Below are 19,329 nucleotides of genomic sequence, written 5' to 3'. Positions count from 1 at the left end.
CGTCGGGGCCTGACCTGGATGGTGCGGGGGTCGAGGGCAGTGCCCTCTGAGGATACGTGCGCCCGTCAGGACGCGAGCTGGAGCTTCAGGTCGGACAGCCGTGCGGAGACGGTTCCGTCGATGACCTCGTCGCCGACGTGCAGGCGCATCCCGCCCAGGAGGGAGGGATCGACCACGACGTTGACGGAGACCGGTCGGCTGTACTGGCGCGTGAGCGCCGAGCGGAGCCGGTCGAGCTGCTCGGGGGCGATCGGTGCGGCGACCGAGACCGTGGCGAGGATGAACCCGCCCTGGTCGGCGACCACGCTTGCTGCGAAGCGGACGAGCTCCGGGATGCGGCGACCGCGCGGGTGCGCGATCAGCTGCCGGAGGATCGCCAGCGTCTCGGCCGCGGCCTTGCCCTCGAGGAGGCGCTGCACGAGCGCGACCTTCGAGTCGGCGGCGGCGAGCTTGCTGCCGAGCGCGAGCTCGAGCTGGGCGTCGGAGGCGACGACCTCGCCGAAGGAGTGGAGCTCCTTCTCGAGGTTGACGCCCTCCGGAGCGGAGGACGCGATCGCGCGGACCCCGACCTCCTCGACCCCGGCGACCATGTCGCTCGGGCTCGACCAGCGGTAACCGACGATCACGGTGAGCAGGCGCTTGGCCGGCTCGCCAAAGGGACCGAACACGCGGGCGACGAGAGCCTGCTTGCTGCTCGAGTCGGCGCTCGGGTCGGCGAGGGCCGCGCGCAGCTGCGCCTGGCCGTCGATGACCCGTGCGGCCTCGAAGAGCTGCTGGGCCGTGTCGAGGGACGCCTGACCGGCGAGGGCGGAGAGCTCCGCCTTCGCCGATGCGAGTGCCTGCCTGGACGCGCTACCCATCAGTTGTTCGCCTTCTCCGAGGCCTCGAGGTCGGCGAGGAAGCGGTCCACGATCGCGGACGCCTTCGCGTCGTCGTTGAGGCTCTCGCCGATCACGCCGGAGGCGAGGTCGATGGCGAGGGTTCCGACTTCGGAGCGGAGCGAGACCACGGCGGCCTGACGGTCCGCCTCGATCTGGGCGTGCGCGTTGTGGAGGATGCGCTCGGCCTCGACCTGCGCCTGCTCCTTCTTCGCCGCCACGATCGCGTTGCCGTCGGCGTTCGCCTTCTCACGGATCACTCCGGCCTCGGCGCGGGCCTCGGCCAGCTGAGCGGTGTACTTCTCGAGGGCGGCCTCGGCCTGTCGCTGGGCCTCGTCGGCCTTCGCGATGTTCCCCTCGATCGCGGCGGAGCGCGCGTCGAGCATCTTCTGCAGGCGCGGCAGGACCAGCCTCCAGAAGAAGAACAGCAGGATGAGGAAGATCACCCCCGACCAGAAGAAGTCGTAGAACTCCGGGATCAGAATGACCGCGGGGACGTCACCTTCTTCCGCAGCGATGTTCACAGCGGTGCTGAACACGACTACGCCGCGAAGATGAAGTAGGTGGCGAGGCCGATGAGCGCGAGCACCTCGGTGAACGCGATGCCGAGGAACATCGTGGTCTGGAGGCGGCCGGCCATCTCGGGCTGGCGCGCCATGGCCTCGACGGTCTTGCCCGCGACGATGCCGACACCGATGCCGGGGCCGATCGCTGCGAGGCCGTAACCGACCGTCGCGATGTTGCCGGTGAGTTCGGCGAGAACGGTGACTGAGTCCACGAGTGGGTCCTTTCAGTGGGGTGATCGTGAGAACGGGCGGGAGCCCGTGAGTAGTGGGGTCAGTGCTCCTCGGCGACGGCCAACTGGATGTAGACCGCAGCGAGGAGGGTGAAGATGTAGGCCTGCAGCACGGCGACGAGGAGCTCGAAGAGCGTGAACGCACCGCCGAAGGCGAAGGTCACGACGCCGAAGAGCTTGAAGCCCGGGTCGATCTGGGAGCTGAAGAGAAAGAACTGCGTGGCCGAGAAGCACAGCACCAGCAGGAGGTGGCCGACGATCATGTTCATCACGAGCCGCAGTGCGAGCGAGAGCGGACGGATGATGAACGTCTGCAGCAGCTCGATCGGCGTGAGGATGAAGTAGATCAGGAACGGCGCTCCGGGCGGGAACAGGGCGTTCTTGAAGAAGCCCATCCCCCGGTCCTTGATGCCCGCGTAGATGAACGTCACGTAGGCGACCAGGCCGAGGAAGAGCGGCATGCCCACCACGGAGGTCCCCGCGATGTTCAGGAACGGGACGATGCCGGTCAGGTTCATCGAGATGATCGCGAAGAAGATCGTCACGAGGATCGGGAGAAACCGGCGCGCGTCCTTCTCGCCGAGGATGTCCTTGGCGATGGTGACGCGGACGAAGTCGAACGCGAGCTCGACGACGTTCTGGAAGCGGCCGGGGACGAGGCGCAGCTTGCGCGTCCCGAGCCAGAAGAACAGCATCAGTGCGATGACCGCGATGAAGCGGACCAGCATGACGCGGTTGATCTCGAAAGGGGTTCCCTCGAAGAGGAAACCGGGCGGGAAGAACTCGGAGATCGACGGGGTGTGGAAGTCACTCTCACCGGTCGAGGACGAGACCAACAGGGTCACAGCGTTAGCAAACAGCGCTAGCTCCTGGAATTCGGGGCGTGGCACGTTGCAGCCGACCGAATCGAATCATTCGGACGCAACGCTCTCGCGACGACGAAAGGTGGGGTTTTCCGCTCGGACGGCGATCGTGCTCGACGACCGCCATCAACGATGAGACGATCTGAGGACACGTTCGCCTGCGGGATTCGTCCCTACTGTAGCAACAGAACGGCCTGAGAGCCGAATCGTGGTCCTCTCAGGAACCGTTCGGCTCGTCCTCATCGAGCGATGTCGCTGACGTTCGGCATGCGCGAGCGCGAGACGACGAGGACGTCGATCACCAGGGACCCCAGGACGGCGACGATGATCGTGACGAACATCGCGGTGCTGTTCAGCCACGGCTGATCGCGCAGGACCAGGGCGGCGATCACGAACAGCACGAACTTGGCGAGCCACGTGCCGAGGACGACGGCGAAGAACCCGCCGATGTCGAGGCGGTTGGCGACGAGGATGCTCGCGGCGGTGAGGAGCACCATCACGCCGCCGACGATCGCGCCGAGGAGGGCTCCGATCGCGCCCTCTCCCCCGGCGGCGATCCCGCCGACGACGGTGCCGAGAACGGCCAGGGCGAGCACGAAGAGGCCGCCCACGACCAGCGCGCGGCGCAGGACGGGGACGGACGCGGGCTGCGGACGGGGGGTGGCCGGGGAGGCTCCGGTCATGATGCTTCCTTCCGCGCCGTGGTCGGCGCTGTCGTGTCCCGGTCGATCGGGAGTCCGGCCGGCGGACGGAGCAGCTCCGTCGAGGACGCGCGGTCGAGGGGGTCGAGGACGGGTGAGGCCTCCGCGGACTGCGCCGCCGCCTCGAGCCGCTTGCGGCGGCTGAGCGGGGCGAGCGTGACGACGGTGCAGACCAGCAGACCGACTTTGAGGAAGACGAGCGGGACCCACAGCACGTCGACCACGAACATCAGCAGGCAGCTGACGGCGACGACGGCGGTCCACGCGTAGAAGATCAGCACGGCGTGCAGGTGGGAGTGCCCCATGTCGAGCAGGCGGTGGTGCAGGTGCTTCCGGTCGGCGCTGAACGGCGACTTTCCCGCGCGCAGGCGCCTGATCACAGCGAGGCCGAAGTCCATCAGCGGCACCACGAGTATCGCGAACGGCAGGATGATCGGGATGAACGCGGGCAGGAGCTCCTTCGCCGCGAGCTGGGCCGGGTCGATCTGGCCGGTGACCGCGATCGCGGAGGTGGCCATCAGCATCCCGATCAGCAGTGCGCCGCTGTCGCCCATGAACATCCGCGCCGGACGCCAGTTGATGGGGAGGAATCCGGCGCAGGCGCCGACGAGCAGGACCGCGATGAGCGAGGCCAGGTTGAAGTAGTCGGTGGGCGAGGTCTGCTGCACCAGCAGGTAGCTGTAGAGGAAGAAGACCCCGTTGGCGATCAGGGCGACGCCCGCCACGAGGCCGTCGAGGCCGTCGATGAAGTTGAGAGCGTTGGTGACCAGGACGATCGCGAGCACGGTGATGATCAGCGACATCCACGGCGAGCCGACGGTCAGGCCGCCGATCGGCAGGGAGACGATCTGCACGCCCTTCCAGGCGATCAGGCCGGCGGCGATCAGCTGACCGGCCAGCTTCGTGGTCCAGTCCAGGTCCCAGATGTCGTCGGCGACGCCGATGAGGACGATGAGCAGGCTCGCGCCGAGGATCGCGAGGATCGGCTCGGGATTGGCGAACACCAGCCGGAAGTAGGGCAGCTGGGAGGCGATGCCGAAGCCGACGAGGATCCCGAGGAACATCGCGATGCCGCCCAGGCGGGGGGTCGGCCGCGTGTGCATGTCCCTGACGCGGATCTTCGGGTAGAGCCGGTACTTCAGGCTCAGCTTCCAGATGACCCACGACAGCGCTCCGGTCACGAGCGCGACCGCGAGCGAGACGAGGGCGAAGGTGATCACCGGTTACTCACCCGGAGCGGAGTCGGTGCGGGCGGCGCCGGTGCCGGTGTTGGGCGTCGGCGCGTTCGTGCTCGACGAGCCCGTGTCCGGCGCATCGGCGGAATCGACGGGCGCGGAGTCGCCGGGCGCGGAGTCGTCCTGCAGGCGGGCGCCGGAGGCCCAGTCGGGGCGCGCGGTCGGGGTCCGCTCGAAGGCGTACGGGTCGCTGCCGGTCGCGGTCTCGGCGGGCTCCTGCTGGTCCCCGGCCTGCGCCGCGCCGGCCGTGGAGGGGTCGGGCTCCGACGTCTCGGCACGAGGCGCGTCCGGATCCGGCAACAGGTCTCCGACGACCTCGCGGATCCGCTCGGCCGACACGACGCCCTGGCGCAGGATGCGCAGGGTGCCGCCCTCGAAGCTCAGCGCTGTCGCGTCGACGATCGTCGAGGACTCGCTGGCGCCCGCGGGGCGGTCGCTGTAGCGCGATCCGGCGGCGCCGGCGTCGAGATAGACGTCGACGGAGTCGCCGAGCTGGTCGAACGCCTCCTGTGCGGTCGTGGCCGAGGGCTGCCCCGTGCGATTGGCGGAGGAGACCGCCAGCGGGCCGGTCTCGGCGAGGAGCTCGATCGTCACCGGGTTGTCCGGCATGCGCAGCGCCACGGTCCCGCGCGTCTCGCCCAGGTCCCAGACCAGTGAGGGCTGGGCGTGCAGGACGATGGTGAGCCCGCCGGGCCAGAACTCGCGCGCGAGGTCGCGCACCGCCTCCGGCACATTCTCGGCGAGGGCGTCGAGGGCGGCCACGTCCCCGATCAGGACGGGCGGCGGCGACTGCCTCGTCCGTCCCTTCGCGTCGAGCAGGCGCTGGACCGCGGCGGCGTCGAACGCGTTGGCCGCGACGCCGTAGACGGTGTCGGTGGGGATCACCACGAGCTCGCCGCGGCCGATGGCCGTCCGCGCGAGACGGGTGCCGGTCAGGAGGTCCGTGTCGACGGAGCAGTCGTAGATGCGTGCCATAACGGGTCGATGATACCGGCGCGGTCCGTGTCCGGACCGGCTGCGGCGCGGCGGTCGCGTCAGCGCCGCCCGAGGCCGGGGCTCGGCGGCCGTCGCAGCGGCGCCCGACCCGCGCCGGCCGAGGCCGCCGGAGCGCTTCCGTGAGGCACTCGGCCCGGCGTGGCGGGCGCCTCCGCCGACAGGACGCCCACGAGCGCCACGGAGACGGCGAGCGTCGCGAGCGAGTGCTGATCGCCGAACCAGGTGGTGTTGTCGGCCATCCCGTGCAGGAACGTCCAGAGGACGGCGACGGCGAGCGCCCCGACGGCGACGGCCTCGTTCCGGGCGACCCGGAGGAGCAGGCGCACGACGGCGACGGTGGCGAGGAGGAGGAACGCGAGGACGGGGAGCGCGATCAGGAGCCCGCCGTTGGTCCACGCGGTGACGAGGAGGTTGTGGGGCGGGCGCGGCTCGCTGTGCTGGGTGAACTGCGACCCGCGCGCCAGCCACAGCTCCTGCCATCCGCCGTACCCCAGCCCCAGCAGCCAGTTGTCGGGGAACGCGCTCGCAGCCAGGCGCAGGAAGTCGCCGCGGGCCCCGAGCGTGAGCACGCCCGCCTCCGCCAGCTGCGGGAAGGACACGGCGACGGCGTACACGGCCGTGATCCCGGAGGGGATGGTGATCATCCAGGCGACCGGACCGAGGCTGCGTCCCTTGAGTCCGCGGATCGCGGCGACCAGCAGGGGCAGGACGATCGCGAGGACGATCGCGGTCTTGGACAGCGTGAAGAGGGCGCCGACCAGCCCGGCGACGGCGACGAGCAGGAGGAGACTCCCCCGCTGCCGTCTCCAGACGGCGAAGGCCAGCGCGCCGGTCGTGGCCATGTACATCGAGGCGATGTTGCCGTTGAGGAAGAACCCTCCCGACTTCTCCTGCAGGACGTTGTTGAAGGACGTCGTGAAGATGTCCCGCACGTAGATGTCGGAGAACAGCACCGCTTCCGGCCACCGGAGGTAGGCGGTCTCCTGCACGGGATCGAGCTGGAAGAGGATCGTGAGCGTCACCTGGAGGAGGAACACGGGCGCCGCCCAGTTGAGGGCGCGGCCGACGACACGCCAGGCGCCGTCGCCGAGCCCGCGGACGGCCAGGTACGGAGTGAGGAAGGAGACGACGGAGACCACGTCGCGCAGCGCGGCCGCGCGTGCTCCGGAGTAGGTGAGCGCGAAGAGGGTGCCGGCGATCACGAGGAGGACCACGACCACGAACCGGTCGATCCGCCCGCCGCGCAGCCGCGCCACGGAGTACGGGAGGAAGAGCAGGCTCCAGGCGACCGGAGCGGTGACGGGGCCCAGGGTGTAGAGCTGCACGACGCTCAGCGCCAGGAGCACCGCGAGGAAGACGAGGACGATCCGCTCGTGCCGCCGCTGAGCGGGATCCGCCGGCGCGCGCGACGGCCGCCCGCGGGTCTCCGGAGCGTCGGTGACGCGGGTCGCGGCGATGACGGAGGGACGAGAGGCGGTCGGGCGGCGGAGGAGGGCGTCGTCGGCGTGGCGGCCCATGTCAGAGCCGTTCCGCGGAGGTGCTGGTGGCGGCCTCCGTCTGGCGGAGCGGAGGAGCGGCGCGCCGATTCCGGGACGACGGGCCGACCTCTCGCGGCGGAAGGGTCGTCCGCGGGCGCCGGTCCGGGGCGGGAGGCGGATCGAGCAGCACGGGAGAGGCGGTGGCGTCGGCGGACGCGGGCGGGAGAGGGGATGCAGGTGGCATGTCGCGCCGACACTAATCGCGCGGCACGAGCCTCGACGGGCTTGGCGCGGAACGTCGATCCGCGTGCGCGCGGCGGCCCCGCGCCTCAGCCACGGGGGTCTGCCAGCAGCTCGTCCGCGCGGCGGGCGATGCCCGGCCAGCCGAAGTCCGCCGCTCGGCGCCGCGACGCCGCAGCGACCTCCGCGCGTCGCCGGGGATCGCGCAGCGAGGGGATGAGGGCGGGGAGCTCCGCGAGGACGGCGTCCGCGACCTCCTCCTCCGTGCCCGGCGGGACGAGGACGGATCCGTCGACCACTCCGTCGGAGGTGCGCAGGATCTCGGGGAGGCCTCCGCGCTCGACCGTCAAGACGGGGATCCCCCGCGAGAGCGCCTCCACCACCACCATCCCGAACGGCTCGTCCCAGCGGCAGGGGTAGAGCAGGAGCGCCGAGGAGCCGAACAGCTCCAGCAGGTCCTCGTGCCGGAGGAACGGGAGCCGGCGCACGACGCCGGGCAGGGCGGCGACAGCCTCGTCGAGCGCTCGGACGTACGGGGTGGGCGTCGCGTCGTCCCCGAGGCCCGATGCGCCGGCGATGACCAGCCGCAGATCGGCGCCGTGCTCGGTCCGCATCCGCCTCACGATCTCGACGGCCTCGCGGGCTCCCTTCTCGGCCACCAGCCTCCCGGCGAAGACCGCCTCCGCAGTACCGCCGAGCGGCGCCGGCGGGACCTCGGGCGGAGGGACGACCCCGTTGTACAGGACGGCTGTGGCGATCAGGCCGTACCGGTCGACCGCCCGGGCGCGCAGGAACTCGCTGCAGAAGATCCACTCGTCGACCGCGTCGAGGTAGCGCCGGGCGGCGGCGGGATCGGGTGGCAGGTGATCGAGCAGGTCGTTGTGCAGGTGTGCGACGATCCGCCCCCGGTAGCCCAGGCGGCGCAGGCGCACGGCGTAGCGGGGGCGGTTGTGGATCCAGACCGTCGGGACACGGCGCAGCGACGGAGCGAGCACCAGCAGCCAGAAGCGCCCGCCGAAGGACAGCCGGCGCAGCTCGGCGCCCGGGTCGCTGTCGCGCCGATGCGCCAGGAGGAGTGCCGCGCGCCGCTGAACCGCGTAGATCCGCCGGTACAGACGATGGGGCCTGACGTCCACGCCCGGTGACGCCGACGACCACGGCGCGTGCACGGCGATCCGGAGCGAGGACCGGGACACCGTCTCGCGGACCCAGGTCGCCACGGCTCCCCCGCTGCCGTCGAAGCGCTCCTCGGCGGCCAGCACCACGGCGACCTCGACCGGGGCGGCGGAGCCGAGCCGGAGCCGGGCGGGCAGTCGCGACAGGACGAGCGATCGCGCCTCGGCGATGTCGCGCCCCGGCGCCAGGAGGGCGGTCGCTCCCAGCACAAGGCCCGCGAGCGCCAGCTCCACCGGGAGCAGCCGCAGGGGCGCGCCCTCGGGGAGCAGGCGGAGCAGGAGCAGCACGATCGCCATCGGTGCGGCGAGCAGCGGCCCCGCGGCGCACGCGCGCAGGAACGCGCCGAGGCGCACTCCGAGCACCACCCGCAGCACGGCGCAGGTGACGGCGAAGCCGAGAGCGCTCGAGAGCAGCAGCCCGCCGATCAAGCCGTCGAGTCCGAACAGCACTCCCCCGCCGACGATCATCGGGACCGTGATCGCGGTCTTCACGATGTTCACGACCAGCCCGAACCGCACCCGGTCCATCGCCATCAGGATGAAGCCGACCGGATTGCCGATCGCCCGCACCGCGCCCACCACCGTCAGTGCGCTCGTCATGCCCGCGATCCAGCCCCAGCCGGGTCCGTAGAACAGCCGCACGATCTCCTCGGAGCGCAGCGCCACCAGCATCAGCGGCGGGATGCTCGCCATGCTGAGCACCGCGGTGACGCGGAGGTGGTTCCGCGCGACGCGCTCACGGTCGTGCTGGATCGAGGAGAACACCGGGAACATCACCCGCGTCACGATCGGGTTGACCCTCGCGGGGAGGTTCACGGCGAGGTTGTATCCCAGGGTGTACCCGCCCAGCTGGGCCGGTCCGAGCAGGCGGCCGATCGCGAGCGAGCCGGCGTTCGAGCCCAGGTAGTTGACGATGCCGTCGAGGGTCTGGAAGACGCCGAAGGAGAGGAAGCGGGCGGTCTCGCGGATCCGGAACCGGAACCGCAGCCGGAACCAGCGGCGGGCCTGCACGAGGGCGAGCACGGAGCGCAGAGCCGCGGTCGCGACGAGCCCCCACGCATAGGAGAGCGCCCCCGCGCCCGAGACCGCGAGGCAGACCGTCACGGCGAAGCCGCCGACGAGAGCGATCGTCTCGGACACGGCGACCGCTCGGAACCGGATCCCCTTCTCGAGCACCGCTCTCGGCACCTGCCCGGCTGCGCTGCCCACGAACACGAGCGAGGCAACGCTGAGGACCGGCGCCGCGGCGGCGGACCCGAGCAGGGAGGCGATCGGTGCGGCGCCCAGGAGGACGGCGACGGTGACCAGGAGCCCGATGGAGAGGTTGAGCCAGAAGACCGACGAGAGCTCGAAGCTGGTCGCCCGCCGGCGCTGGATGATCGCCTGGGCGACCCCCATGCCGAGGAAGATGTCGACGAACGCGTTGAGCAGGGCGACGATCGCGATGATCCCCATCTCGGAGGGGTCCAGCAGTCTCGCCAGGAGCGCGAACTGCCCGAGCTGCACGACGAGCGCGACGGCGAACGAGACCGCCGTCCAGGCGGTCGCGTCGACGGTGCTCCGGCGCAGGCTCACCTCTCCCGCCCGGCGGAGGCCGGACGGAGGCCCGGTCGCGGATCGTCGGCGCGGTGCTCGGCGCGGCTCATCCGCGATCTCCGTCCGTCGTCGTCGGCATCGATCGGCCGGCCGCCCGGTCGTAGAGGTCCTCGAGGTCGCGGATCCGCTCGGCGAGGTCGAACGAGGCGAGCACGCGCTCCCGCCCCTCCGCGCCCATCCGCTCCGCGCGGTCCGGGTCCCGGAGCAGGGCGGCGAGCGCCCCGGTCAGGCCGGGCACGTCCCCCTCCGAGACGAGCAGCCCGGTGACGCCGTCCTGGACCGCCTCCGGGACGCCGCCGTGGCGGTACGAGACGACAGGGACGCCTGCGAGCGCGGCCTCGAGGAAGACCATGCCGAAGCCCTCGGAGTCGCCTGTCGCCGCGGTCCGCGACGGTGCGCAGAAGACCGCGGCGCCGGCGAGGATGCGGGCGACCTCGGCGGGGGGCAGGGAGCCGGTGAAGGTCACCTGCAGGCCCAGCCGCGCCGCCTGCTCGACGAGCGCCTCCCGCAGGTGGCCGTCGCCGACGACGGTCAGGGGGACGTCGCGGATCGGTCCGGGGAGGGCGGCGACCGCCTCGAGCAGATCCGGAACGCCCTTCTTGTCGGTGAGGCGTCCGACGAAGACGATTCCCGCGCGCTCCGCAGCCGGTGCGGCCTCGGGGCGGGAGGTCGGGACGCCGATGTAGCCCACTCCGGTGCGCCGCGGGTCCGCCCCCAGGCGCAGGAGCCCGTCGGTGATGAAGCGGGAGACCCCGATCACCGCGAGCGCGGTGCGGAAGACGGCGCGGGCCTCGAGGGCGCGGTGAGCTCGGGCGAGGGGGCGGAGCAGGCGCGGAGCTCCGGTCGCGAGCGGCAGCTGGTCACGTCGTAGCCGTGCCCCGTCACGACGAGCGGGAGGCGCCTCCTCCGTGCGTACCGCGCGATGGAGACGGCGTCGATGAGGAAGTGCGCGTGGATGAGGGCGGGCCGGTGCTCATCGACGATCGCGTCGAGCCGTCGTGACACTCCGAACCACCGCAGGAGGAGGGACCGCCGCCCGCGAGGGGTGATCGGATCGTGCAGGACGATGTCCGTGCGGTCGTGGAGGACGCCCGAGCCGGTGCGCTCGAGGCCCACTCCGAGGGCGCGCCAGCGCTCGAGTCCGTGCATCTGATTGCGGACGAACGTCTCGGAGTCCTGCAGCCACGCGCGCTTCCAGACCAGGACCAGCGGCCTCTCGGCGGCGGCGGCGACTCCCGCGTGCTCAGCGGACGGCACGGCGCACCCGGTAGCGGAGGGCCGCGACCACGCTCGGCAGCACCCGCACGGCGTCGCCCAGATAGCGCCGCCAGAGCCTGCCGGGCTCCCGGCTGAGCCGGTGCGCCCACTCGAGGCCGAGGCGCTGCACCACGAGCGGCGCCCGCGGGATCTCGCTGGCGAGGAAGTCCACGGCGGCGCCGACGCCGAGGCACACCGCTCCCGTGCCGCCGACGGCGAGCAGGCGCTCGCGGACCTCCTCCTGCTTCGGGGAGCCGAGGCAGAGCGCGACGATGCGGACGTCGGCCGCGCGCAGGGTCGAGGAGAGGCGGGCGAGGTAGGCGTCGTCCGCGAGCTCGGCCGGCTCCGGCGAGACGACGACCGGCACCTGCAGCCCGGCGAAGCGCTGCTGCAGCTCGGCGGCTGCGCGATCGCCGACTCCGGGGCGTCCGCCGATGAGAGCGATCGGTGCGCCCTCGAGCGCCGCGCGACGGCAGACCTCGGTGAAGAGGTCGATGCCCGTCACGCGGCTCGCCGTGCGGTGACCGTACGAGCGGGCCAGCCAGACCAGAGGCGCCCCGTCGAGCACCACGAGGGATGCCCGGCCGTAGTACCGCCGGAACTCGCCGGAGTGCTTCCAGCGCACGAAGTGGTCGGTGTTCGGCGTGACGACCAGCTCGTCGCGGCCGCTCCGGGACAGCTCGAGCACGGCCTCCGCCGCCTCGTCGAGCGTGGTGATGCTGGCCGGCATCCGCTCGATGCGGCCGGTGATGTAGGAGGTCATGCCGGTGCTCCTCGGGGGTCGGTGCGGGAGGGAGGGAACGGAGCGGAGGTGCGGAAGGGTCCGGTCGCGGCCGCCTGCACGGGGACGGTCACGTCGTCCATCGGGTGCTCCTCCGATCGGAGAGCCGGCGGCGGGAGTCGTGCACGGCGTAGAGGATCCGGCTGAGCGCCGTGAAGGCGGCGGGGACGTGCTTGAGCACCAGCCCCAGGACGAGCAGCCGCGGCGTCCGCGCGGAGCGGAGCACACGGACGTGCCGCAGCGCCTCCGATCCGAGCCGGACTCCGGTCTCGACGAGCGCCGGGTCGGAGTTCTGGCGGATCGGGGTGAGTGCGACGGGGACGGCGTAGAACCAGGTCGTGAACCAGTCCGACAGCGGGCGCGGCACCTCCTCGAACGTGCGGGCGAGCGCCGCGCGCATCTCCTCGGCGCAGACCAGGAGGTTCCGGAGGTCCGGGTCGCGCCGACGGGTGATCGAGGACGCCGTGTGGACGTAGGAGTAGAGGATCTCCGGCACGAAGAGCACCCGTTCCGCCGCCTGGACGGCCCGCAGCACGCCGACGAAGTCGGACTGGGAGCTCAAGCGCGGGAAGAGCTCCTCCTGCAGGACGGCGCGGCGGAAGAGCTTGTTCCAGAGGAAGCCGTGCAGGCGCCCGGACGCCATCCGCTCGAGAGCGAGTTCGGACGAGACCAGTTCGCGCCGGTCGAGGCCGTCGATCACACGTCCGGAGGTCGACTGCCGGGTGCGGTAGAGCGCCCGGCAGACGACGACGTCGGCCGCCGTCCGCTCGGCCTCGGCGGTGAGGGTCCGAAGGATCTCCGTGTCCCACTCGTCGTCGACGTCCACGAACCAGACGAACTCGGAGTCGATGCCGTCGAGGGCGCGGTTCCGGGCGGCAGCGACGCCGCCGTTCTGCTCGAGGAGCAGGACCCGGGCGTCCTCGCGTCCCTCGGCCCACTTCTCGAGCACCTCCGCCGTGCCGTCCGAGGACGCGTCGTCGACGAGGACGACCCGCGTCCCCGGTCCGAGAGTGAGTGCGAGCCGCGCGAGGAAGCCGTCGAGCCGGGCGATCGCGTTGTAGCAGGGAGCCACGACGGTCACCGAGTGCACGCCCCCGCTCACCGTCGGCCCCCGAGCTCGCGGTAGGCGGCGACGACGGGTCCGAAGACGGCGTCGGGCGAGGCGGCCTCGTCCACCCACGCCTTCGCGCGGTCGGCCTGCATCAGGAGCCCCTCGGGTCGCTCCAGAGCGGCGGCGAGGAGCTCGGCGATCCGCTCCCCGTCGGCGTCGGCGGGGAGCAGGAGGCCCCGACCGTCGGCGAGCAGCTCGCCCACACCGCCGACGTCGGTCGCCACGACCGGGCGACGGCGGGCCATCGCCTCCAGCATCACGAGCGGAGTCCCCTCCCACCGCGAGGTCGACAGGAGGAGGTGCGCCGCGTCCAGCGCTCCGGTCACGTCCGCCGACGGACCGGCGAAGTCGACCACTCCGGCTCCCCGGGCGCGCTCGCGCAGCACCGGCAGCATCGGACCGTCGCCGAGCCAGGTGCCGGTGACGGGCCGGACCCGGGCGAGGGCCTCGACGGCCGCGAGGAAGCGGACCGGGTCCTTCTGCTCCGCGAGCCGCCCGATGCCGAGGACGCGGACGACCGGCTCGGCGAGTTCCGGCGCGCTCGCGGGCTCCGCGGTGACGTTCGCCGGGGCGTTGCCGGTGACCACGACGCGATCCTGCGGGCGGCCGTAGCCCTCGACGACCATCCGCCCCACTGAGGCGGAGACGGCGAACACCCGCCGGGAGCGGAAGGAGAGCGCTCGCCTGTCGATCCCGGGCAGCTCGGTGTGCGCGTGCTCGACCACGGGGACACCGAGCGCGGCGCCGACGAGGAGGGCCAGCAGAGCCTCGCGGCGCTGGTGGGCGTGCAGGACGTGCGGGCGGAACCGGCGGACGGCGAGTGCGAGCTCGCGCAGATCGGCCGCGAAGCCCTGTCCGGGTCTCGGCACCACGAAGACGGGCGACTCCTGCGCGGCGCGGTCGCTGAGCGGCCCGGGACGCCCCCAGTAGGCGGTCTCGCAGCCGTGCTCGCGGCTCCACGCACACAGGGAGAGGGCCACACGCTGCGCGCCCCCGTCCTCGAAGGAGTCGAGGACGTGCAGGATCCGCAGGGAACGGGAACGGGCTGCCCTCATGAGAGCGCCCCGTCGGGAACCGCGCCCGGGAAGCGGACGTCGAGTTCGGCCAGGACGGCGTCGACGTCGCGGCCCATCGTCCCGGGGTCGACGTCGTAGTGATCGGCGAGGAGGTCGACGACCTCGTCCCGGGGCCGGCGCTGCCTGATCACGGCCTCGAAGACCGAGGCGGCGCTCAGCGAGAGCACGATCGGGGGCACCGACGGGCGGGACAGGTCGAGCACGTAGACCTGACCGTCCGTGCGCTCGACGGCGAAGCGCTGGGCCGGCGGCGCGCTGCCCCCCTGCGCCTCGGCGGAGGCCTCCACCGGATGCACGGCGCTCGCCGCGGGATCGGACGAGGCCGGGAGGTCGCTCGCCGGCGCCGTGGCCTCCGCGATCGCCTCGAACGAGGACGCCGGGCCCTGCTCCTCGCTGCGGCCGCTCAGCGCCACCCGGGCGAAACCGGTGAGGGCGAAGGGGAGGCCTCGGAGCGCCCGCAGGGTCCGCTCCCCCCGGAGCCGGAGCCGACGCCGGACCGTCGTCGCCTCAGGATGGCTCGCCTCGAGATCCGCGCGGGTGGGGAAGGCGGCTCTCACCAGCAGGCCTCCCTTCAGGCGCCAGGGAGCGGACGCCACGGCGTGCAGCCAGTCGAAGGTGTGCCGGTCGGAGCTGCGGCGCACGTCCCAGAGAATCTGGGCCTGCCGGTAGCGCTCCTCGGGCGCGGCGGGGACTCCCCAGGAGGTGAGGAGCTCCGTCATCGGCGTCTGCGCGCCGAGCTCGACGGCCGCGTCGCGGATCGCCTCGCGCTCCTCGCTCGGAAGGCCGGCGGCGTGCGCCTTCAGAACCGCCAGCGCCGTGGTCGCCGAGGCGGAGCGCGCGCTGCGCAGCTGGTGCAGGGCGTGCAGCACGAGGTGGTGCGCGCGCCCGGGGATCCGCAGGGTCTCGTCGCTCAGCGGCAGATCCTCGGCGGCCGCCCAGAGGCGGTCGAAGACGATCCGCTCCTCCTCGAAGGCACCCGGGAAGGAGCGGTGGACGTCGACGTCGCACGGCCACGAGGGGTGGACGAGCGTGATCGAGTGGTCGACGAAGAGCGTCCAGCTGAGAGCCTCGGCGCGGCGGCGCCAGCCCATCGAGGCGAGCAGCCCGAGAGCCTCGTCGAAGCGCTCGGGGTCGACCCAGAGGTCGACGTCGGCCGACGTCATCGGCGCGCGGATCCCCTGGCGGTGCAGACCCTCGCCCTTCACCACGAGGTTGCGGACGCCGTGCGTCCGCAGGGTGTACTGCACCAGCACGGCGGCCAGGCGCAGGGCGACGGCGTTCGGCAGCATCGCGTCGGCGGAGGCGCCGACAGCAGGAACCGGTTCAGGCGACACGGACGCGTCCCTCCGCGAGGGCGAGGATCTCCTCGGCCGCGACGGACCACGGGCGCTCCCGCGCGAGCTCGGCGGCCCCCCGGGAGAGAGCCGTCCACTCGCGCCGGAGCCGATGGAGGGCGTCCTCGTAGTCCTCGCGCGTCGCGTCGTCGGAGAGGACCACGCCCGCCCCCGCCGCGCAGAGATCGGCCAGGACGCTCGACTCGATCGCGAGGACCGGCAGCCCGCTCGCCAGCGCGTCGAGTCCGGCGGCCGCGCCGGTCGTCGTCGGCGTCAGGTGGGCGTACACGTGGGAGTGGCGGAGCACCTCGACGACGCCGTCGCGGTCCTGCTCGCCGACGGAGCGCAGCCCCGACGCGAGGTCGTCGGCGATGCCGCCGCCGTCGTCGATCACGGTGACGTACTCGGTGCCGTCCAGCCGGGCGAGGAGATCGAGCCGCTCGGTGCCCCGGTCGAGACCGGAGGCTCCCACGGCGGCGAAGCGGAGGGGCCCGTCGGGGGCGGACGGCGTCGGGAACGACGCGTCGGGCAGGCCCAGGGGCACGACCGTTCCCGCGAGGGCTGACGCGAGCCGCTCCGTCGGGGTGACGACGACAGCACCGCGGCGCTCCTCCTCGAACCGGAGGCGCGGGAGTGCCGGGAGGTCGTCGGCCAGGAGGACGGTCGTCGGAGCGAGCCCGGCGAGCTCCACGGCCGTCCCCGGGAGAGCCACCACGAGGTCGGGCCGCTCCGGAGCGAGCAGTCGGCGGGCCCGGCGCGTGACGACGGCGAGCCCGACGGACCCGGCGCCCCTCCGGCGGGCGGGCTCGAGGAAGCGGGCGAGCACGCTGGGGCGGAGCTCCGCCCCGCTGAACCCCTCCGGGTCACCGGTCACCACGACCACGCGGTGCCCCTGGCGGCGCCAGGCGCGCTCGAGCGGAGCCGCGTGCCAGGCGTCGAGGGCGACGATCCCGATGGTCAGCACGGGCGGACTCCCCCCCGTCAGGGGGGATCGGCGGCAGGGACCGGGAGACGGGAGGAGCGCGGAATCCCGCTGGTCGATGACCTCGTGCACAGGGCGGTACCTCTCTCCGTCGCGGCAGGCGGAGCCGCGGACGTCGGAGAAGTTATCCCCGTGCCCGGCGGCCTCCGAGTGGGAGGCGCGATACGGAGGCGGGGGCGGCGTGCGCGCCGCTCACGGAGTCGGATCGCGTCGGCAGCGGTCGCTCGACCGTCAGTCCCCGCCACGGGTTCCGCGCCCGCCGCACCGGCATGCGGAGGCACCGCGGCGCCGCCGATAGAGTCGGCTCCGTGACCCTCTCCCCGCAGATCTTCACGCTCCCCTCGGCGGTGCAGCGGACCCCCGCCGCAGCTCCTCACCCGGGGCTGCTCCGATGAGGGGCATCGTCCTCGCGGGTGGTTCGGGGTCGCGGTTGTGGCCGATCACCAAGGGCATCTCGAAGCAGCTGATGCCGATCTACGACAAGCCGATGATCTACTACCCGCTGTCGACGCTGATGATGGCCGGGATCGACGAGGTCCTCGTGATCACGACCCCCGAGTACAACGACCAGTTCCGCGCCCTGCTGGGCGACGGGTCGAGCCTGGGCATGCGGATCGAGTACGCCGTGCAGCCCTCCCCCGACGGGCTCGCGCAGGCGTTCCTGATCGGCGAGGAGTTCATCGGCGACGAGTCGGTCGCCCTGGTCCTGGGCGACAACATCTTCCACGGCACCGCCCTGGGCACCGCCCTCGCGGCGAACACCACGATCGAGGGCGCCGTCATCTTCGCCTACCAGGTCGCCGACCCGCGCGCCTACGGGGTCGTCGAGTTCGACGAGCACTTCCGAGCCGTCTCCATCGAGGAGAAGCCCGAGCAGCCGCGCAGCAACTACGCCGTGCCCGGCCTCTACTTCTACGACAACGACGTCGTGGCGATCGCGAAGACGATCACGCCCTCGGCCCGCGGCGAGCTCGAGATCTCGACGATCAACGAGCGCTACCTCGAGGCGGGGCGGCTGAACGTCCAGGTCCTCGACCGGGGAACGGCCTGGCTCGACACCGGGACCTTCGATTCCATGATCGAGGCGACGGAGTTCGTGCGCGTGATCGAGCAGAGGCAGGGGTTCAAGATCGGCTGCATCGAGGAGATCGCCTGGCGCAACTCCTGGATCGACGACGCCCGCCTCGCCGAGCTCGCCGCACCGCTGGTCAAGAGCGGATACGGCGCCTACCTCCACCGCCTGCTCAGCCTCGAAGGCGTGAACGCGGGCCGCTGAGCCCGGCCTCCCCCGACCTTCCCGACCTCCAGGAGAACCCGTGCGGATCCTCGTCACCGGCGGTGCCGGCTTCATCGGCAGCAACTTCGTCCACCTGACCCTGCGCGAGCGTCCCGACGCGCGGATCACAGTGCTCGACAAGCTCACCTACGCGGGCAGCCGCGACTCCCTCGCCCCCGTCGCCGACCGAGTGCGGCTGGTCGAGGGCGACGTCGCCGACGCCGAGCTGGTGGACCGGCTGGTCGCCAACGCGGATCTGGTGGTCCATTTCGCCGCGGAGTCGCACAACGACAACTCCCTGCACGACCCGACGCCCTTCCTCGCGACGAACGTCATCGGCACCTTCGCGCTCCTGCAGGCGGTGCGCGCGCACGACGTGCGGTACCACCACATCTCGACGGACGAGGTGTACGGCGACCTCGAGCTCGAGGACCCCGCGCGCTTCACCGAGCACACCCCGTACAACCCCTCCAGCCCGTACTCCTCGACCAAGGCCGCCAGCGACCTCCTCGTGCGCGCCTGGGTGCGCTCCTTCGGCGTGCGCGCCACGATCTCCAACTGCTCCAACAACTACGGCCCCTACCAGCACGTCGAGAAGTTCATCCCCCGCCAGATCACCAACGCCATCGACGGCATCCGCCCCAAGCTCTACGGCACCGGCGCCAACGTCCGAGACTGGATCCACGTCGACGACCACAACACCGGCGTCTGGGCCATCATCGACCGCGGCGAGATCGGCGAGACCTACCTCATCGGCGCCGACGGCGAGAAGAGCAACCTCGACGTCGTCACCCGCATCCTCACCGCCTTCGGACAACCCGAGGACGCCTTCGACCACGTCACCGACCGCGCCGGACACGACCTCCGCTACGCCATCGACTCCACCCGCCTGCGCACCGAACTCGACTGGCGCCCCCGCTATACCGACTTCGACGCCGGACTCGCCGCCACCATCGACTGGTACCGCGCCAACGAGGACTGGTGGCGCCCCGCGAAGGCCGCCACCGAGGAGAAGTACTCCGCTCAGGCCTGAGGCGGCCCGCCGGCGGGGATCAGTGCGGACCGACTCCGGTCGACACCCGGCCGGAGGGCCGCGGATAGTCGCACGGGCCGGGCGTCCGCTTCGCGCGGGACCGACCGGACAGGACGATGCGGAGCAGCTGCAGTGGCTCGAGGAGGTAGCGGGCCGCGAGCCGGCGCGGGTCGCGCGCCAGGCGGAACAGCCACTCCACGCCCAGGGCGCCCATCCACCGCGGGGCGAGCGCCTGCGTGCCGGCGATGTAGTCGAGGCAGCCCCCCACGTTCGCGAACGCCGCCCGCGGGGCGAGGTCCCGGTTCTCCAGGATCCAGCGCTCCTGGCGGGGCATGCCCATCCCGACCAGGACGAGATCGGCACGGGCGAGCGACTCGGCGAGCGGCCGCTCCTCGCCGATGCCGTGCCACTGCTGGTCGAATCCGTCGTACGCGAGCCAGGTCATCCGGGACGTGCGGGCGGCGACCGCCTCCGCCGCCTTGGCCGAGGACTCCGGCGTGCCGCCCACGGCGACCACCACC

18 protein-coding genes and 1 pseudogene are annotated in these 19,329 nt (G+C 72.3%); 2 read left to right on the top strand and 17 right to left on the bottom strand.

Annotation, left to right across the window (positions count from 1 at the left end; genetic code table 11):
* Window positions 1-65 precede the first annotated feature (65 nt).
* The 16 genes and pseudogenes from C5C37_RS04255 to C5C37_RS04180 form a co-directional block, all read right to left on the bottom strand.
* Window positions 66-860, bottom strand: a complete 795-nt coding sequence (locus C5C37_RS04255) for a F0F1 ATP synthase subunit delta (RefSeq protein ID WP_104338525.1) — start codon at window positions 858-860, stop codon at window positions 66-68.
* On the bottom strand, window positions 860-1,417 hold the full coding sequence (locus tag C5C37_RS04250; protein ID WP_244229449.1) for a F0F1 ATP synthase subunit B: 558 nt from the start codon (window positions 1,415-1,417) through the stop codon (window positions 860-862). The genes C5C37_RS04255 and C5C37_RS04250 overlap by 1 nt, the downstream gene beginning before the upstream one ends.
* Before the next feature lie 2 nt (window positions 1,418-1,419).
* Window positions 1,420-1,656 carry an ATP synthase F0 subunit C gene (locus C5C37_RS04245; RefSeq protein WP_055794702.1) on the bottom strand — a complete coding sequence of 79 codons (237 nt, stop codon included), beginning with the start codon at window positions 1,654-1,656 and terminating at the stop codon, window positions 1,420-1,422.
* A 59-nt stretch (window positions 1,657-1,715) separates the two neighbouring features.
* On the bottom strand, window positions 1,716-2,519 hold the full coding sequence (gene atpB, locus C5C37_RS04240; RefSeq protein WP_068254016.1) for a F0F1 ATP synthase subunit A: 804 nt from the start codon (window positions 2,517-2,519) through the stop codon (window positions 1,716-1,718).
* A gap of 257 nt (window positions 2,520-2,776) precedes the next feature.
* On the bottom strand, window positions 2,777-3,220 hold the full coding sequence (locus C5C37_RS04235; RefSeq protein WP_104223021.1) for a hypothetical protein: 444 nt from the start codon (window positions 3,218-3,220) through the stop codon (window positions 2,777-2,779).
* Window positions 3,217-4,458, bottom strand: coding sequence for an MraY family glycosyltransferase (locus tag C5C37_RS04230; RefSeq protein WP_181127368.1), 1,242 nt, complete (start codon window positions 4,456-4,458; stop codon window positions 3,217-3,219). Before C5C37_RS04230 ends, C5C37_RS04235 begins: the two co-directional genes overlap by 4 nt.
* Before the next feature lie 300 nt (window positions 4,459-4,758).
* Window positions 4,759-5,448: pseudogene (locus tag C5C37_RS04225) on the bottom strand (L-threonylcarbamoyladenylate synthase); the annotation flags it as partial.
* Window positions 5,449-5,507: 59 nt separating this feature from the next.
* Complete coding sequence (locus tag C5C37_RS04220; protein WP_104272661.1) at window positions 5,508-6,986, bottom strand: O-antigen ligase; 1,479 nt, start codon at window positions 6,984-6,986, stop codon at window positions 5,508-5,510.
* 290 nt (window positions 6,987-7,276) lie between these two features.
* Window positions 7,277-9,937: an MOP flippase family protein gene (locus tag C5C37_RS04215; RefSeq protein ID WP_104338524.1), complete on the bottom strand. Its 2,661-nt coding sequence runs from the start codon at window positions 9,935-9,937 to the stop codon at window positions 7,277-7,279.
* 67 nt (window positions 9,938-10,004) lie between these two features.
* Window positions 10,005-10,718, bottom strand: a complete 714-nt coding sequence (locus tag C5C37_RS04210) for a glycosyltransferase (RefSeq protein WP_104338523.1) — start codon at window positions 10,716-10,718, stop codon at window positions 10,005-10,007.
* Window positions 10,715-11,215 carry a glycosyltransferase gene (locus C5C37_RS04205; RefSeq protein WP_104338522.1) on the bottom strand — a complete coding sequence of 167 codons (501 nt, stop codon included), beginning with the start codon at window positions 11,213-11,215 and terminating at the stop codon, window positions 10,715-10,717. The genes C5C37_RS04210 and C5C37_RS04205 overlap by 4 nt, the downstream gene beginning before the upstream one ends.
* A complete protein-coding gene (locus tag C5C37_RS04200; protein WP_104319111.1) occupies window positions 11,202-11,978 on the bottom strand; it encodes a WecB/TagA/CpsF family glycosyltransferase in 777 nt (258 codons plus the stop codon). Before C5C37_RS04200 ends, C5C37_RS04205 begins: the two co-directional genes overlap by 14 nt.
* A gap of 88 nt (window positions 11,979-12,066) precedes the next feature.
* Window positions 12,067-13,086: a glycosyltransferase family 2 protein gene (locus tag C5C37_RS04195; RefSeq protein ID WP_181127367.1), complete on the bottom strand. Its 1,020-nt coding sequence runs from the start codon at window positions 13,084-13,086 to the stop codon at window positions 12,067-12,069.
* 8 nt (window positions 13,087-13,094) lie between these two features.
* On the bottom strand, window positions 13,095-14,162 hold the full coding sequence (locus C5C37_RS04190) for a glycosyltransferase family 4 protein (protein ID WP_104260109.1): 1,068 nt from the start codon (window positions 14,160-14,162) through the stop codon (window positions 13,095-13,097).
* Window positions 14,159-15,517 (bottom strand): PqqD family peptide modification chaperone, encoded by a 1,359-nt coding sequence (locus C5C37_RS04185; protein ID WP_146085182.1) that lies wholly within the window; start codon window positions 15,515-15,517, stop codon window positions 14,159-14,161. Before C5C37_RS04185 ends, C5C37_RS04190 begins: the two co-directional genes overlap by 4 nt.
* Complete coding sequence (locus tag C5C37_RS04180) at window positions 15,507-16,481, bottom strand: hypothetical protein (RefSeq protein ID WP_104268474.1); 975 nt, start codon at window positions 16,479-16,481, stop codon at window positions 15,507-15,509. Before C5C37_RS04180 ends, C5C37_RS04185 begins: the two co-directional genes overlap by 11 nt.
* A gap of 409 nt (window positions 16,482-16,890) precedes the next feature.
* Between C5C37_RS04180 and rfbA the strand changes: the two genes are divergently transcribed.
* The gene (gene rfbA, locus C5C37_RS04175; protein WP_104223010.1) at window positions 16,891-17,775 is read left to right on the top strand and encodes a glucose-1-phosphate thymidylyltransferase RfbA; all 885 of its coding nucleotides are present in this window, start codon (window positions 16,891-16,893) and stop codon (window positions 17,773-17,775) included.
* 40 nt (window positions 17,776-17,815) lie between these two features.
* Complete coding sequence (rfbB, locus tag C5C37_RS04170) at window positions 17,816-18,808, top strand: dTDP-glucose 4,6-dehydratase (protein ID WP_104338519.1); 993 nt, start codon at window positions 17,816-17,818, stop codon at window positions 18,806-18,808.
* 19 nt (window positions 18,809-18,827) lie between these two features.
* Here the strand turns inward: rfbB and C5C37_RS04165 are convergent, their stop codons facing one another.
* Window positions 18,828-19,328 carry a WecB/TagA/CpsF family glycosyltransferase gene (locus C5C37_RS04165; RefSeq protein ID WP_219814461.1) on the bottom strand — a complete coding sequence of 167 codons (501 nt, stop codon included), beginning with the start codon at window positions 19,326-19,328 and terminating at the stop codon, window positions 18,828-18,830.
* Window position 19,329 lies beyond the last annotated feature (1 nt).

Origin of the sequence: Rathayibacter sp. AY1F9 (assembly GCF_002932155.1) — a bacterium.
Taxonomy (GTDB): Bacteria; Actinomycetota; Actinomycetes; order Actinomycetales; family Microbacteriaceae; genus Rathayibacter.
This window is presented reverse-complemented; position numbering and strand designations above follow the sequence as displayed.